Annotated in this window: 17 protein-coding genes and 1 pseudogene; 3 read left to right on the top strand and 15 right to left on the bottom strand. The window is 59.2% G+C overall.

Annotated elements, in window-relative coordinates; all coding sequences use genetic code 11:
* Nucleotides 1-6: 6 nt before the first annotated feature.
* From AC0ZJQ_RS15750 to AC0ZJQ_RS15780, 7 genes are all read right to left on the bottom strand, one after another.
* Nucleotides 7-282 (bottom strand): STAS domain-containing protein, encoded by a 276-nt coding sequence (locus tag AC0ZJQ_RS15750; protein WP_061373390.1) that lies wholly within the window; start codon nt 280-282, stop codon nt 7-9.
* Complete coding sequence (locus tag AC0ZJQ_RS15755) at nt 283-648, bottom strand: response regulator (RefSeq protein WP_061373389.1); 366 nt, start codon at nt 646-648, stop codon at nt 283-285.
* 12 nt (nt 649-660) lie between these two features.
* Nucleotides 661-1,779: a methyl-accepting chemotaxis protein gene (locus AC0ZJQ_RS15760; protein ID WP_476476900.1), complete on the bottom strand. Its 1,119-nt coding sequence runs from the start codon at nt 1,777-1,779 to the stop codon at nt 661-663.
* A 115-nt stretch (nt 1,780-1,894) separates the two neighbouring features.
* Nucleotides 1,895-2,500, bottom strand: a complete 606-nt coding sequence (locus tag AC0ZJQ_RS15765) for a response regulator transcription factor (protein ID WP_476476901.1) — start codon at nt 2,498-2,500, stop codon at nt 1,895-1,897.
* A gap of 615 nt (nt 2,501-3,115) precedes the next feature.
* Nucleotides 3,116-3,445, bottom strand: coding sequence for an XRE family transcriptional regulator (locus AC0ZJQ_RS15770; protein WP_037038764.1), 330 nt, complete (start codon nt 3,443-3,445; stop codon nt 3,116-3,118).
* A gap of 3 nt (nt 3,446-3,448) precedes the next feature.
* Entirely contained in the window at nt 3,449-3,802 is a 354-nt protein-coding gene (locus AC0ZJQ_RS15775; RefSeq protein WP_049340868.1) for a type II toxin-antitoxin system RelE/ParE family toxin, read from the bottom strand.
* Nucleotides 3,803-3,849: 47 nt separating this feature from the next.
* The gene (locus AC0ZJQ_RS15780; RefSeq protein WP_476476902.1) at nt 3,850-4,638 is read right to left on the bottom strand and encodes a phage integrase; all 789 of its coding nucleotides are present in this window, start codon (nt 4,636-4,638) and stop codon (nt 3,850-3,852) included.
* Between the two features lie 520 nt (nt 4,639-5,158).
* Here AC0ZJQ_RS15780 and acuR point away from each other — a divergent pair.
* Both acuR and acuI read left to right on the top strand, forming a co-directional pair.
* On the top strand, nt 5,159-5,791 hold the full coding sequence (gene acuR, locus AC0ZJQ_RS15785; RefSeq protein ID WP_301619100.1) for an acrylate utilization transcriptional regulator AcuR: 633 nt from the start codon (nt 5,159-5,161) through the stop codon (nt 5,789-5,791).
* Between the two features lie 45 nt (nt 5,792-5,836).
* Nucleotides 5,837-6,817, top strand: a complete 981-nt coding sequence (gene acuI / locus AC0ZJQ_RS15790) for an acrylyl-CoA reductase (NADPH) (RefSeq protein WP_301619101.1) — start codon at nt 5,837-5,839, stop codon at nt 6,815-6,817.
* Nucleotides 6,818-7,051: 234 nt separating this feature from the next.
* Here acuI and nfsB read toward each other — a convergent pair whose 3' ends face one another.
* From nfsB to AC0ZJQ_RS15815, 5 genes are all read right to left on the bottom strand, one after another.
* Entirely contained in the window at nt 7,052-7,705 is a 654-nt protein-coding gene (nfsB, locus tag AC0ZJQ_RS15795) for an oxygen-insensitive NAD(P)H nitroreductase (protein WP_015275845.1), read from the bottom strand.
* Nucleotides 7,706-7,733: 28 nt separating this feature from the next.
* Complete coding sequence (locus AC0ZJQ_RS15800; protein ID WP_313223786.1) at nt 7,734-8,246, bottom strand: glycine betaine ABC transporter substrate-binding protein; 513 nt, start codon at nt 8,244-8,246, stop codon at nt 7,734-7,736.
* Nucleotides 8,171-8,512: a glycine betaine ABC transporter substrate-binding protein gene (locus tag AC0ZJQ_RS15805; protein WP_217496799.1), complete on the bottom strand. Its 342-nt coding sequence runs from the start codon at nt 8,510-8,512 to the stop codon at nt 8,171-8,173. The genes AC0ZJQ_RS15800 and AC0ZJQ_RS15805 overlap by 76 nt, the downstream gene beginning before the upstream one ends.
* 86 nt (nt 8,513-8,598) lie before the next feature.
* A complete protein-coding gene (locus tag AC0ZJQ_RS15810) occupies nt 8,599-9,780 on the bottom strand; it encodes a major royal jelly family protein (protein WP_258189746.1) in 1,182 nt (393 codons plus the stop codon).
* Between the two features lie 44 nt (nt 9,781-9,824).
* Nucleotides 9,825-10,835, bottom strand: a complete 1,011-nt coding sequence (locus AC0ZJQ_RS15815) for a zinc-binding alcohol dehydrogenase family protein (RefSeq protein WP_181097288.1) — start codon at nt 10,833-10,835, stop codon at nt 9,825-9,827.
* A 111-nt stretch (nt 10,836-10,946) separates the two neighbouring features.
* Between AC0ZJQ_RS15815 and AC0ZJQ_RS15820 the strand changes: the two genes are divergently transcribed.
* Nucleotides 10,947-11,873: a LysR family transcriptional regulator gene (locus AC0ZJQ_RS15820; RefSeq protein ID WP_181097287.1), complete on the top strand. Its 927-nt coding sequence runs from the start codon at nt 10,947-10,949 to the stop codon at nt 11,871-11,873.
* Between the two features lie 73 nt (nt 11,874-11,946).
* Here AC0ZJQ_RS15820 and AC0ZJQ_RS15825 read toward each other — a convergent pair whose 3' ends face one another.
* The 3 genes and pseudogenes from AC0ZJQ_RS15825 to AC0ZJQ_RS15835 all read right to left on the bottom strand — a co-directional run bounded on the left by AC0ZJQ_RS15825 (nt 11,947) and on the right by AC0ZJQ_RS15835 (nt 13,851).
* Nucleotides 11,947-12,180, bottom strand: a complete 234-nt coding sequence (locus tag AC0ZJQ_RS15825; protein ID WP_312114610.1) for a putative quinol monooxygenase — start codon at nt 12,178-12,180, stop codon at nt 11,947-11,949.
* Between the two features lie 166 nt (nt 12,181-12,346).
* A pseudogene (locus AC0ZJQ_RS15830) lies at nt 12,347-12,691 on the bottom strand (Lrp/AsnC family transcriptional regulator); the annotation flags it as partial.
* A 6-nt stretch (nt 12,692-12,697) separates the two neighbouring features.
* Nucleotides 12,698-13,851, bottom strand: a protein-coding gene (locus tag AC0ZJQ_RS15835) for an IS3 family transposase (RefSeq protein ID WP_253165161.1) whose coding sequence is annotated in 2 segments (ribosomal slippage) — nt 12,698-13,605 and nt 13,605-13,851 — 1,155 coding nt in all. Because the reading frame shifts where the segments join, the coding sequence is not laid out codon by codon here.
* Between the last annotated feature and the right edge of the window lie 180 nt (nt 13,852-14,031).

Genomic DNA, 14,031 nt, shown 5'->3' on the forward strand with positions numbered 1-14,031 from the left:
ACTTCCTCAGTTGTCCAGCAACGACGTGAGTCGTAGTCGGCCGAACAGCCGCTCGACTGCCGGGCTAGGTGCGGTCAGGCGGACGGATGGCAGCTGACGACGGAGCACCAGCAGTAGCTGCAGGCCCGCGCAATCAATTTCGCTGATGCCTTCCAGGCTGACGTCAGATGGGGCGCCCTGCTCAATCTCGTCAAGCATCAGCGCCTTTAGTTCGGCTGCGCGTTCGATGGTGAAGGCACCACCGAGGCGCAGCACCGAGGTCTGGTTATCCATTGCGATCATTCAGATCACCAGCTTGGAAACGGCGTCGAGCAATACCGTGGGCTGGAACGGCTTGGTGATCCAGGCACGCACGCCCGCAGCCTTGCCCTGCTGCTTCTTGTCCTCACTGCCTTCGGTAGTGAGCATGATCACCGGCGTGAACTTGTAGGCGGGCATTTGCTTGGCCGCCTTGACGAAGCTGATGCCGTCCATGTTGGGCATATTCACGTCAGATACGATGAGGTTGTACTTGCGGCCGTCCAGCTTGCTCAGCGCATCCTTGCCATCCTGCGCCTCTACCACGGTGTAGCCGCCGCCGCGCAGGGTCAGGCTGACCATCTGACGCATGCTGGCCGAGTCGTCGATTACTAGAATCGTCTTGCTCATGCTTGTCTCAACTCAAAAGAATGTGATGGAAGAAGTAGTGCCACCTGGTTCGGCCCCGCGGCCGTCGTGCAGAGCGCGCTGCTCCAGGGTGGTATAGGTGCCGCTCAGGCGCTCGAGCCACTCGCCAACTGCCGGTAACTCACTGCCGTCAGCGTTGGAAGCCGCTAGCGCCTGTTCGAGACGCTGCATGTCATCACTGACATGTCCCAGGATCTGGTCGACGCGATCCTGGAACTGCAAGTGCACGACCAACTGGTTGATCTCGCTTTCCAGCTCACCACGCTCCTGCTGTAGCTGGCACAGGGACTCCTGTAGCACCGAGGCTGTCTCGTTGAAGTCCTGCACGATGCTCTCGACCTGTTCCTGCGATTGCTCAACCACACTCTGTTCTTGAGCGGCAAAGGACTCGGAGAGCGCTTGAGCGTGCTGGATCACCTCGGTGACAGTGGCCACCGTTTCGCGAATGAGCTTGCCGGTCTCACCCGACTCGTTGGAGAGCTTGCGCACCTCGTCGGCCACCACGGAAAAGCCACGCCCAGCCTCACCCGCTCGTGCAGCCTCAATAGCCGCGTTGAGCGCCAGCAGATTGGTCTGATCGGCAATCTTTCCGACGCGGTCAGCCATCCGGCTCAATTCCTGGGTTTGGCTGGCAATGCTCTCGATTTCGGCAAGCAGGAGCGCACGGTACTGCTGGGTTTGCAGCAACGCGTCAGTGATCTTGTGCAAGCCCAGCTCAGCGCGCCGGATGGTTTCGATGGCCCGGCCACTCTGTTCCTGACCGTTTTGCGGCGCATCGTCGACCAAGCGCTGGCTCAAATCGGCGAAGCCAGTGGATAGGCCGTCAATGGCACTACGTACCTGACTGCGAGTGAGGTCCAGATGCTGCGACCAGAGGGGCGTCACAGCACAGATGAGCGTCTCAAGCCGGTCGCTTGTTTGCTGTTCAGCGGTTGGTTGGACGACCCCGGCGGAGATTGGCAGTAACTTTCGCTCGCGACGCCCACTGACAAGTCGCAGCAGTACCAACGCAAGCACGCCCCAGGACACGCCTAGCCACCACGGCTCGGCCAACGCCCCGCAGAGAAAGACGTTGGCTAGCGCCAGGACCCGCCCCGCATTCGGATGTCGCATGCCCGATCAACCCCACAGCTAATTGCAATAGCCAGGATTGTCCGATGCTGGCTTTTTGATGGCTTGAGTAGAACTACTCAAGCCCAGCGGGGAGATCTACCCTGCAGGCAGGTGGTCACAGCAAAAGACGGACAAGCTCAACAACAGATGAAACGTGCAATTTCTCCATCAGCCGTGCGCGATGGTTCTCCACAGTCCGCACGCTAAGACTTGCCAGTTGCGCAATTTCCCGGCTGGAGAGGCCTTGCACCACCCATTGCGCGATCTTTCGCTCTTGCACCGTCAACAGTGACAACCGCGCTTCCCGAGTCTGCCGCTGCAAGCGCTCATCATGCCGCTCCACGCTCACTGCCAACGCAGCATTCACTCGGTCCAGCAAATGCTGGCCATGCACAGGCTTTTCGACATAGTCAAACGCGCCCCTGCGCATGGCCTCGACCGCAGTCGCAACATCGGCATGGCCGGTAATGAAGATAATCGGTGTATCAATGCCCCGCGAAACCAACTCGGCTTGAAGCTGCAGCCCCCCCATCACCGGCATCCGCACATCGGACAAGATACAGCCACGGTCCAACGAGACGTTTGAATCCAGGAACGCCGTTGGCGACGCAAAACAATGAACGTTAAGCCGTATCGACCGAAGCAGCGCAGCATGGAGCTCGAGGATGTAGGGGTCATCGTCGATTAGGAATACGTTTCCCTGTGCGGCGGCCATGCTCATAAAGACCCAAATCGGTTAATTCGATTGAGGCAGCATTCTAAAGTATTCAAATCGTCCCGAGCGGCGCTTGATTCGTCCGGATCAGTTCTCATTCGGCCATGCTCGCACGCACCAATAACGTTCGGCATTTGGCGGTCATGCCGAAGTTACGTGTTTCCAGGCAATTCCCACTCACCGCGGCAGCATCCTATCGCAACTCGCTGTTGCCCATTCCCACTACCGTGGATAGGCCTGTCGCCTAGAGTTACGCACAGTGTGCGAGTCGCGACTGTCCGACATCGGTACAAACCAGGGTTGGCTTCAACGCAGCCTAAACCCAACCGACTGCGGGCAGCTCTACTCGCCAACGCACGCAAAGCCACTCTCACAGATAGGTGAATGCGATGCTTGACAAGGCTCGAAAGGTTCATATACTCGCGCTCACTGTGAGCAATCCAACAAATCAAGGTTTCCTGCATAATGCGCTGAAGCCTTGATTTGGCCGGGATATTGAAGTTTGGGATTCAAATCCCCCCGGCTCCACCACTTCAAGCAAACATAAGCCCCTGATTTTCTTAGAGAATTTCAGGGGTTTTTGCTTTCTGGCGTAGCGTGTGTCGAAGAAGTGTCGAAGACTCACGCTTGCTGAGCGGCAGCTTCGATCTCGGCGAAGTTGCTGATCTTCACCGAACCATCAGGGAACCGGGCGATGACCTCGAGCTGCCCGCCCATTGCTTCGATGTGGCTACGCAGCGTGGAGATATACATGTCGGTGCGCTTTTCCATTTTCGCGATCGACGGCTGCTGTACGTGCAGTAGCTCAGCCAGCATCTTCTGCGACAAGCCACGTGCCTGGCGCAGTTCGTTCAGCGGCATTTCAGCAAGCAGCTCCTGGGCTTTGGCTTCCACGCGAGCCTGAGCCTCTGGCGACATCTTTGCGCGTAAGTCTGCGAATTTCTTGGCCATCGTTCAGCCCTCCTTCTCAAGCTGTTCCAGGTGCTCGTCATAGAGACGATCTGCCAACGGAACGTTGATTTCATACCAGCGGTTGTCGCCCGTCTTGTCTCCGCCAATCAGCAGGATCGCCGAGCGCCTGGGATCGAATGCATACAGCGTTCGTATCGGGCGCCCGTTGTGCTGGGTTCTCAGCTCTCGCATATGCCCATGACGTGCCCCATTGATAGCGCTGCTATGTGGGAATCCGAGCGAAGGCCCACGGTCTTCCAGCAAACGCACGGAGACCGCTATGGACTCCTGCTCCTCCGCAGTGAGTGACTCCCACCAGCCACCAAACTCATCGGTGTACTCAACGTCCCAAGTCATACGAAATATAGCCCCTATGGAATATTCCATCAATGGAATAATGACAACTAGGAAAAAGCCGGCCCTAACCGTACCGCATCCTGCAGATGATCCGGTGCCAGATGCGCATACCGCATCGTCATGGCCAAGCTCGAATGGCCCAGGATCTTCTGTAGCGTGAGGATGTTGCCGCCGTTCTGGATGAAGTGGCTGGCGAAGGTGTGCCGGAGTGCATGAGCGGCCTGCCCTTTCGGTAACCTGATCGTGGTTCTTGCCAGCGCACGCCGGAACGAGGTTATCGCCGGGGTGAAATGCCCGTGACGCTTCCAGTGCTTCGTTATCTTCTTTTCCAGCTCCGGTGAGATCGGGACCGACCGAACCTTGCCGCTCTTAGTCCTGCTGAAGGTGATGACCCCGTTTCGGATAGATCCTGGCTGCAGCTTCTCGGCCTCAGACCATCGCACCCCGGTTGCCAGACAGATCGTCGCGACCAGCTCGACATGCGGGTTATCGCAGCCGTTGCGGATCGACTCCAGCAGCTCGGCGATCTGCTCGTTCGTCAGCCATGAAAGCTCACGCTCCTGGATCTTCAACGGCTTCACCAGCGCCAACGGGTTTTCGTACTTGATGACGGCGAGGCCACGAAGCTCGTTGTACACCGCGCGCAGATAGCCCAGCTCATTGTTGAGCGTCTTCGGAGAAGCACCTGCCTGGCGATCATGCGCATAGGCTTGCGGATCGATCCGCGAGGCGATGGGATCCCGCAGCCGCTTGGCCAGAGCATCGAGCTTCTTGCGACGCCGCAGACCGTCCCTCAGCGAATGGCCGTGCAGGTTGATCGTATACGACGAGTTCATGCTTTTATCGCCGTGCCTGTAGTCGCTCGCGAACCGCAGCCTGCTGTCCTGTCACCGCCTGAATTTGAAAAGCGCTGGCAGCACCACGGATGCACGGCCAATCAACATCAACTCGTTGGCATTAACGAGGGAGACGTCCGCAAGACTGACATAGATCACGATAGCTCCCGCAGCGTGTGCCATTTCCGGGATGACCCTGCAGGCGTAACGATGCCGGAGGTATCTACAGAAACCAATACCTGGCACGTTTCACCATCTGCCTGGCTGCTTTCCAGGGAGCCCTGGATATATCTTCTTTGAACCAGACGACAGCGGATCGCAATCTCCCATTGCAGATGCAGCGAGGGGGCTTTGCCTCTTGTCCATCACCATGTACCACTTGTTGATCCTCATTGAGTTCGGCACGCCGATGGCAGGCGAGCAGTTTCGGCTGCGCAATACTCCCGTGAAGCCCCTTGCACATTTGAGCACCCAGTTGTTGCTGTCTTGATATTTGAGACGATCGGTCTATTATGCTGTCATGACTAGTGCAAAACCAGTAGCCCGTCGCGGCCGTCCCCCAAAGGTTCCTCGTGAGCGTGAAGACACCCACGACGCGCTGCTTCGGTGCGGGATGGAAGTGTTGAGCGAGCAGGGCTTTGCGGCGACAGGTATCGACAGCGTGTTGAAGCGGATCAATGTTCCCAAGGGCTCGTTCTATCACTACTTCAATAGTAAAGAAGCCTTTGGACAGGCGGTATTGGACCGCTATGCAAGCCGCTTTGCCCGGAAACTGGATCTCCTGCTGCTCAACGAGGCGGACCCACCGCTCCAGCGCATACGAAACTTCGTCGAGGATGCCAAGGAGGGTATGGCTAAGTACGAATTCCGCCGCGGTTGCCTGGTGGGCAACCTTGGACAGGAGATCATGGCCTTGCCTGAGAGCTTCCGTCTGACGCTGGAGCATACGCTGATTGATTGGCAGGAACGTCTGGCTTGCTGTCTGCGTGAAGCCGCGAGCCAAGGACAGATAGACAGCGATAGCGACTGCGATTCTCTAGCCGCTTTTTTTTGGATTGGCTGGGAAGGCGCAGTGCTTCGCAGCAAATTGAGCCGCGATGTGCGCCCGCTGGAAATCTTCAGCGAAGGATTCTTTGCGGCGATTGGCCGTTAAATTTTTTGGGAATTAATAGACGATCGGTCTAAATAGGAGGTGAAGATGTTCAAGGCGATTCTTATTGAGAATACAGACGGATACCAAGCCCAGTTAGCTGACCTGCATGACGAGCAGCTCCCGGCTGGCGATGTTACCGTCCGCGTGAGCTACAGCACGCTCAACTACAAGGACGGCTTGGCTATCAGCGGCAAGAGCCCGGTCGTCCGCCAATTCCCGATGATCCCGGGCATTGACCTGGCCGGAACGGTTGAAACCAGCAATCACCCGCACTATCAGGTTGGTGACCGAGTTTTGCTAAACGGATGGGGCGTAGGTGAAAGCCACTGGGGAGGATTGGCCCAGAAAGCCAGGCTGCGGGGGGATTGGTTGATCCCGCTGCCGAAGGGTTTGAGCGAACGCCAGGCCATGGCAATAGGAACTGCAGGCTATACAGCGATGCTTTGTCTGTTAGCCCTCGAGCGTCATGGCCTGACGCCGGCGCGTGGCGAGGTACTCGTAACGGGGGCCAATGGCGGTGTTGGCAGCTTCGCCATTGCGCTGCTGGCGCGCCGAGGCTACCAGGTGATCGCCGCGACAGGCCGAATCTGCGAAACGGAATATCTCAAGCGCTTAGGCGCAGCTACCGTCATCGATCGCAACGAGCTGTCCAATCCCGGGCGAGCCCTTGCGAAAGAGCGATGGGCCGCGGCAATCGACTCGGTCGGTAGCCATACGCTTGCTAACGTATGCGCCGGTACGCACGCTGATGGGGTCGTTGCTGCTTGCGGCCTAGCTCAAGGGATGGAATTCCCAGCAACGGTGGCGCCCTTCATCTTGCGCGGTGTAAGTCTGCTTGGCATCAACAGCGTCACCCGTTCCTACAAGGAGCGTGTCGAGGCCTGGGAGCGTCTTTGCACTGACCTGGACCTCTCGCTACTCGATCAGATCACCCATGAGATTGGCCTGAGCGAGGCCATGCCGGTCGTCGAACAGTTACTTAATGGCAAGGTTCGCGGTCGCGTGGTGGTAGATGTGAATCGATGAGCGCAAGCGTCGCCTATAGGGCATCGCGAGGCGGCCCCTCATCATCGCCGCTTCGCGCGCCGCTCCCCCCCGGCGTTTCCATAGGGCTGATCGGTACCATCCAGGGTTGCTTGGATCGATCAAGCCCTGTCGTAGCGGCTGCTCGTTGTTTCAGAAAAGAAGCCGCTGGCGAAACCCTGCCATCAGGAAGCCGAGTGGCGCCCGCTTGCTCGTCGATTCAGGGGGGCCTGTTTCTTAAATATGAGTGAAAACCTGCTCCGCTGGCAGACGCGACTTTGGTAGACCGGCATTGAAATCGGTTTCGTCACGATAGCCAAGCGCGACCAGCACCAGACTGGTAAGGCCCTGCGCCCGCAGCCCCAGCTCCTCATCGAGCTTCTTGAAATCGAAGCCTTCCATTGGCGTAGCGTCCAGACCAAGCGCGGCAGCACCCAGCAGCAGGGTTCCCAGCGCAAGATAGGTCTGCTTTTCCATCCAATGCTGCAGGTCCTTCTGGTCATAGCGGTGCAGTGCTACGTAACCGCGGCGGGCATTGTCCTGCCCGACCCTGGCATCCTCGCTATGGAAACGGCCATCACGCGCTTCCTGATCTAGCAGCGCCTGCAGGTGTTCCTCGGTCATGTCGTTACGGCTGCACAACACGATCACATGCGAAGCCTTTAGGACCTTGGGTGCGTTGTAGGCAAAGCTACCCTCGGTTCCCTTGGCGATTCGCGCCTTGCCTTCGTCGGTAGATGCAATGACGAAGTGCCAGGGTTGCGAGTTCACCGAGGACGGACTGTGGCGCAGTTGTTCAAGCAACGCGTCGATGGACGCCTGCGGAATCTTGCGGCTGGCGTCAAAAGCCTTGGTGGTATAGCGACGTTTGGCGAGGCTGGCGAGTTCCATTGGTGGTTTCTCCTGTCAGATAGTGTTTTCAAAGGGCAACGCTGCGAGCCAGCCACGCGTCGGCGGCTTGCAGCGCTGACATCCCATCGCGGCAGATCGAGTGATCAAGTTCGCTAATGACTTCGTTGCCTGGACTGAGGCGGTTCAGTTCCTCGAGCAATGCCGCGGGCATATCGCGGGCAAATGGCTCGCTCACGATCAGCGTTGCGTCATCCTGGCCACCGAGCAGCCCCAGGGGTTCGTCCAAGGGGCGAATGCGGTGTGAGTGATGCAGGAACTGCGGATGCCAGAGTGGCACGACGTACCATTCGCGCCGTGCATGGGCTTGTTCGTAGCGCACGAAGCAATCGGCCTGAGTACCGTTCTCGAAGTGATATCCGAGCCGATCGAGGCCGTATTGCTGGACAATCGCCCTGGAGAAGCGGCTGATGCCGGCGCCGGGATTGATGCCCTGGATCAGCCGCGTCATTCGTGTAGCGACCTCGGGGCGAAGGAGATCCGCGACGCTCTGTACCGCGTCGACGGGAACATAGTCCGGCACGCCCAGATGCAGTAAGGCCGGTACAGTACGCCGAGCGTGCGTGTTTGCGCGGCATAAGGCGCCAGGTAGTCTCCATGGCTCGCCGGCAGCCAGGCCGAGGCCAGCATGTCGACAGCGCCGGCACCATAGCGGCGGAACATGTCTTCATGTGGCGCGGCACTGACCTGAACCTCATAGTCGTGGCGTTCAAGTACGCGCTGCACCAGCGCGGCACTCGCCGCATGAAAGCTCAGGTCGATGTAACCGAGACGGATGATCGGTTTCATGGCTTCACCTCGCCCGCAGACGCGCGTCTCGGGCACAGTCCGAAGTCAACGTTTTTCCGATTGCAGCTGCGTAGGCGGAGGCCGTCTCAGTGCGTAGGTGCCGGCGCTGCATCGATTTTTACCCGCAACAGGCTGTAGGGCTTGCTACGCAGGTCCTGGCCACCGTTGAAGCCAGGTGAGCGATGCAGCTGGTTGGCGGTGAAATACAGATAGCCGTCCGGGCCGATGGAAAGGGTGTCCGGCCAGAGCACCCGCGGGTCATGGACAATGGTTTGCCACGTGCCGTCAGGCAGGCGCTTGCGAATTCCGTTGTGTTCGTAGTCGGTGGCGTAAACGGCACCCTCGGCATCCGCCTCGAGGCCATCGGAGGCGCCCTTCTCACCCAGGTTACGCACGGCAGCCTGCAGCTGTGCCTCGCTCACAGCTGGGTCGCGCAACAGTGCAGTTGACACGGCGTACAGGTGGCGACTGGACAACGGAGAGAAATAGAGGTCTTTTCCATCCGCGGATAAAGCGATGCCGTCGGAAGCCACCCCCAGCGCCTTCGGCTTGCCATCGGTGCCTTTGGTCAGTAGCGCCGGTCTGCCCTCCACGACCGGCACGAAGTCCGGGTCGACAGAGGTCTGTGCTGCGCCGCTCAACCGACGGCTGGCTTTACCACTGGCGATATCCATGACGATGATGCCGCCAGGGCCGGACACGGATGAATCGGTCACGTAAACCGTGCCTTGCTTGCCCACCCGGAAGTCGAAGCGCATGTCGTTGACATAGGTGCTCGGCAGTATCACCTCAGGTGGAAAGACCAGGGTCTTGACCACCCGGTTGCTGGCCAGGTCGATGGCGACCAGCTTCGCACCGCCGGGACGCGGCGTGGAGAATTCCGGCGCAGCGGTGTCCAGCACCCAGATACGCCCCATGCCGTCGGCGACCACGCTTTGCACACTGATGAATCCCTTGGCCGGGTCGTCCGGATCGTCGGTATTGATGGCTGCATTGGGGTAAGGCTGGACCTTCCCGTCTCGAATTTCAGCAACGGTGAAAGGCACGGCGTCGCCCCAGCGCGGGAAGTTGACGAAGATACGCCCGGTCTCGCTGACGGTGACGCCGGTGGGCATGGCGTCATGGAATGCAAATACCTGGTCAATCACTCCAATCGGCCGAGCCGACGCAGCGCTCGCCGGCAGCGGCTGAAGTGGCGTGGCGAAGGTGACTGGACTGGCGAGCGCCAAGGCCAACAGTGTGTGGCGAAACCGTTTTTCGATGCGCATGATGAGTCTCCTGCCCGCGCGGCGGGCGCTGGTCCATGGATAAGTCAGAAGCCTTCCAGGACGATCTTGCCCATGGCTTTGCCGCTTTCGATCAGTGCATGGGCACGCCGCAGGTTGGCCGCCTCGATGCGGCCAAAATGCTCGCCTACAGTCGTCTTAAGCACACCGGCGTCGATCAGCTCCGCCACACGGTTGAGCAACTGGTGCTGCTTGATCATGTCGTCCGTCCCGTACAGCGAGCGGGTGAACATCAGCTCCCAGTGCAGCGCCAGCGACTTGCGCTTGAGCGGCACTACATCGAGCACGGCCGGATCGTCGATCAGCGCCAGATGGCCTTGGGGCCGCAACACCTCGACCAGTTGAGCAAGGTAGCTGTCGGTGTGGGTGAGGCTGATCACGTGATCCACCGCCTCGATACCAATGCCCTTTAGCTGCTCGGCCAGCGGCCGGCTGTGGTCGATCACATGATGCGCACCCAGGGCGCTGACCCATTCCCGGGTTTCCGGGCGCGAAGCGGTGCCGATCACCTGCAGGCCGGTCAACTGGCGGGCCAATTGCGTCAGGATCGAACCCACGCCGCCGCCGGCACCCAGGATCAGCAGACTCTGCCCTGCTCCACCGCCCTCGCTCATGCCGAGGCGGTCGAACAGCAGTTCCCAGGCAGTGATCGACGTCAGCGGCAAAGCGGCGGCACTGGCATCGTCCAGGCTGCGCGGCTTGCGCCCGACGATGCGTTCGTCGACCAGATGCAACTCGCTGTAGCTGCCTGGACGGTCGATGGCGCCGGCATAGAAGACTTCATCGCCGGGTTGGAACAGCGCTACGTCGGCGCCTACGGCACGCACTACGCCAACCGCGTCCCAGCCGAGCACCTTGGGCTGCTCGGTAGCACCCTTGCCAGAACGGACCTTGGTATCGACCGGGTTCACCGCGATGGCCCTGACCTGCACCAGCAGGTCGTGCGGCCCAGGGGTAGGTTCTGGCAGCTCACTGTCGAACAATGCTCGAGGGTCGTCGATTGGCAGGCCGTATTCGGTGAAGACGATAGCTTTCATGTGGGCAATCCTTGAAGGTCAGGTACAAGCGAAACGTAGGGGCATCTTCGTCTTCCCATACCCCTGGAAAAAGACTCAAAATCAGCCAGCACTTTCACCACAGGTGTGAAAATGGTTCGGTTCGAAGATCTTCAGCTTTTCGTGCGCACAGCCGCGCTGGGTAGCTTCTCCAACGTCGCTCGCGAGGTCGGCCTGCTTCCAGGCCAGGTGGCTGCGGCGATCAAACGCCTCGAGCGAGAGCTGGATATCCGTCTATTCGCTCGTTCTACGCGCAGCCTGCGGCTGACTGCCGAAGGAGAGCAGTACTTGCCGTTTGCCCGCGAGGCGCTAGATACGTTGCACGAAGGTCAAGACCGGATACGCCGGGAAAGTACCCAGCTGCAGGGTTTGCTGCAGGTTTCGGCTCCATCAGATCTAGGGCGCAACCTGCTGTTGTTATGGCTTTCCGAGTTTCGCCGTCAGCATCCAGCGCTCAGTCTTCGTCTACTAATTTCCGATCAAGTGGCGGATGTTTTTCGAGATCCGGTCGACGTTGCCCTGCGCTACGGCGTGTTTGACGATGCGAGCTGGGTGGCATTGCCGCTAGCTCCCTGGAACCGCCGTGTTCTGGTGGGCGCTCCCGATTATCTAGAACGTAACGGCAGACCTCAAAAGCCCACCGATCTAGCCCAGCATCACTGTCTGCTGTATTCGCTCAATGGGCGTGCGCATGACTGCTGGCAGGTAGGTGATCAGACAGTGCAAGTCACCGGTCCACTTTTCAGCAACGATGCCGACATCGTGCGACGCTTGGCGGTAGCGGGGGAAGGACTGGCCTACAAATCCTGGCTGGACGTACACGATGACATTGAGGCGGGACGGCTGGAGATAGTGCTGGCTCACTACCAAGGCGAGCCCACACCGTTGAACCTGGTGTGCCCGCATCGCAAGCAATATTCGCCGGCCGTTCAGCAATTACATGCACTGTTGCGCAGTCGTCTTGATCCGCTGAAACAGGAGCTGCCGCCGCTCGCGCCTGATCCTGGCCTGATCGCTTGAACGGCAATGCTAGATAGCAGCTGCCAGAACCAGTATCGCATCCCACAGTTCTGGCGGCCGAGACGCTACGGCTTCAAGCCAGCAACGACAGCTTCATCACGTCGAGCGTGATATGCGCTTCAAGCGTTTCGGCCAGCTCTCGAAAGACCGGCCCTTCAAGATGGTCTTGTAGCGCCGCCTCGTCTCGCCAACGCTCGATCATGACCAACCTGTCCGGCCGCTCGCTGTCTTCATGCAGCTGGTACTGGTCGCAGCCAGGTTCCTTGCGGCTTCGTGCGACAGCTTTGCGAAGCGCCGCTTCGGCCACTTCACATCCAGTGCACCGAATGGTTCGTCCATCCGCCGCAAGGTCGGCAAAAGCCCACGCGAATGGCTCAGCGCGACACAGGCAAGTTAGCGAGCGAGCACGTACTCGCAGCGGTAGGGTTTTTGGTAGTACTGCCGAATGAGCGACCCTACCTTCGGAACCCGTATCATCCAACGACCAAACCGTTGGGTGGCAACGGCAGCGCCGTCTTGTAGCGCACCTGCTTCAGCGCGAAGCTCGAGCGAATATTCGCGACGCCGGGAATCTTGGTTAGGTGATCGAGGATGAAGCGCTCCAGCGCCTGGATGTCAGGCACCAGCACGCGGAGCAGGTAATCGGCATCCCCTGTCATCAAATAGCATTCCATCACCTCCGGGCGTTCGGCGATGGCACTCTCGAAACGCGCCAGCGCATCGACTACCTGCTTCTCCAGGCTGACGTGAATGAATACGTTGACGTTGAGCCCCAGCAGCTCAGGAGCCAGCAGCGTGACCTGCTGTCGAATCAGCCCCGGGTTCTACCCCGTTTCCACGGACGGTTTGAAAAGGGCTGAAAACTTCAGATCTTGCCTGGCGACTCTACGACGCATTCGTGGGTTATGAAACCGCTCGATGTAGTCGAATAAATCCGCCCGTGCTTCATCACGAGTTCGATACGACTGATGGGCAACCCGCTCCCGTTTGAGCTGACCGAAGAAGCCTTCACAGGCTGCGTTGTCGCCGCAATGCCCGACGGCACTCATGCTGCAGACCAGCGTGTTGCGATTCAGAAAGCGCTGGTAGTCGGTGCTGGTGAATTGGCTACCGCGATCCGAATGCAGGATTACTGACCAGTCACCCTGGCGCTGCCAAATCGCCATCTCCACTGCTCGAATCACCATCTGCCGATCCTGGCGGTGATGCATCGACCAACCGATCACCAGCTTGCTGTACAAGTCGAGCACCACACATAGGAAAAGCTTGCCTTCCAGTGTGGCTATTTCCGTGATGTCCGTGACCCACTTGCGCTCCGGCTCCTGCGCGGTGAAATCGCGCTCCAGCAGGTTTTTCACGCCTGCTGGGCGGCCACTGACGGCTCTTCCAAAGCCACGTCGTTTCCGGCGTGGCCAGCCTTGAATTCGCTCAGCCGCCATCAGGCGAGCAACTCGGTTCAGGCTGACGACTTCGCCCTCGTCGAGCAAATCCTCGTGCATTCGTGGCGCTCCAATCACGCCCCGGCTGTCCTCGTGAATCTCCCGAATGCGCTTCACCAAGCGCGCATTCTCCTGAGCTCGCGCACTTGGTTCACGATCCTGCCAGGCGTAATAGCCGCTGGCAGAAACCTTCAGGCAACGGCACATCAATCGTACCGGGTACTCGTTGCGGCAGCGCTGGATCACCGTGTACCGCTCGATGACTCCTTGGCAAAGTACGCTGCCGCGTCTCTTAAAAAATCACGTTCCTTGGTTACTCGGGCCAACTCGCGCTTGAGACGGGCAAGCTCCTCATCCCGCGGACTTCCCGTTCCAGGGAAGACTTTCTCAGTGCCTGGTTGCGCCTCCCGAACCCAGCGGGTGAGCAGGTTGGGAGCCACACCAATCTCTAGGGCCACCTGTCGGCAGCTGGCCCCTGAACGACGAACCAGCTCGATGGCTTCCCGCTTGAACTCGGGACTGTATTTCTTGCGCTTCATGAACACTCCTTCAGCTCGGTGTGAGCTTACTTGAAAGTGTCCGTGCTAACGGGGTAGAACCCGTGAGCAATCCAACAAATCAAGGTTTCTTGCATAATGCGCTGAAGCCTTGATTTGGCCGGGATATTGAAGTTTGGGATTCAAATCCCCCCGGCCCACCAAACACGAAGCCCCGAGAAT

The sequence above is a fragment of the Stutzerimonas sp. 21-1 genome, from assembly GCF_056336065.1.

Excerpts from the sequence above, each read along its gene's own strand:
- AC0ZJQ_RS15750 (WP_061373390.1), bottom strand. The coding sequence starts at position 282 with ATGATCGCAATGGATAACCAGACCTCGGTGCTGCGCCTCGGTGGTGCC.
- AC0ZJQ_RS15755 (WP_061373389.1), bottom strand. The coding sequence starts at position 648 with ATGAGCAAGACGATTCTAGTAATCGACGACTCGGCCAGCATGCGTCAG.
- AC0ZJQ_RS15760 (WP_476476900.1), bottom strand. The coding sequence starts at position 1,779 with ATGCGACATCCGAATGCGGGGCGGGTCCTGGCGCTAGCCAACGTCTTT.
- AC0ZJQ_RS15765 (WP_476476901.1), bottom strand. The coding sequence starts at position 2,500 with ATGAGCATGGCCGCCGCACAGGGAAACGTATTCCTAATCGACGATGAC.
- AC0ZJQ_RS15770 (WP_037038764.1), bottom strand. The coding sequence starts at position 3,445 with ATGGCCAAGAAATTCGCAGACTTACGCGCAAAGATGTCGCCAGAGGCT.
- AC0ZJQ_RS15775 (WP_049340868.1), bottom strand. The coding sequence starts at position 3,802 with ATGACTTGGGACGTTGAGTACACCGATGAGTTTGGTGGCTGGTGGGAG.
- AC0ZJQ_RS15780 (WP_476476902.1), bottom strand. The coding sequence starts at position 4,638 with ATGAACTCGTCGTATACGATCAACCTGCACGGCCATTCGCTGAGGGAC.
- acuR (WP_301619100.1), top strand. The coding sequence starts at position 5,159 with ATGACTAGTGCAAAACCAGTAGCCCGTCGCGGCCGTCCCCCAAAGGTT.
- acuI (WP_301619101.1), top strand. The coding sequence starts at position 5,837 with ATGTTCAAGGCGATTCTTATTGAGAATACAGACGGATACCAAGCCCAG.
- nfsB (WP_015275845.1), bottom strand. The coding sequence starts at position 7,705 with ATGGAACTCGCCAGCCTCGCCAAACGTCGCTATACCACCAAGGCTTTT.
- AC0ZJQ_RS15805 (WP_217496799.1), bottom strand. The coding sequence starts at position 8,512 with ATGAAACCGATCATCCGTCTCGGTTACATCGACCTGAGCTTTCATGCG.
- AC0ZJQ_RS15810 (WP_258189746.1), bottom strand. The coding sequence starts at position 9,780 with ATGCGCATCGAAAAACGGTTTCGCCACACACTGTTGGCCTTGGCGCTC.
- AC0ZJQ_RS15815 (WP_181097288.1), bottom strand. The coding sequence starts at position 10,835 with ATGAAAGCTATCGTCTTCACCGAATACGGCCTGCCAATCGACGACCCT.
- AC0ZJQ_RS15820 (WP_181097287.1), top strand. The coding sequence starts at position 10,947 with ATGGTTCGGTTCGAAGATCTTCAGCTTTTCGTGCGCACAGCCGCGCTG.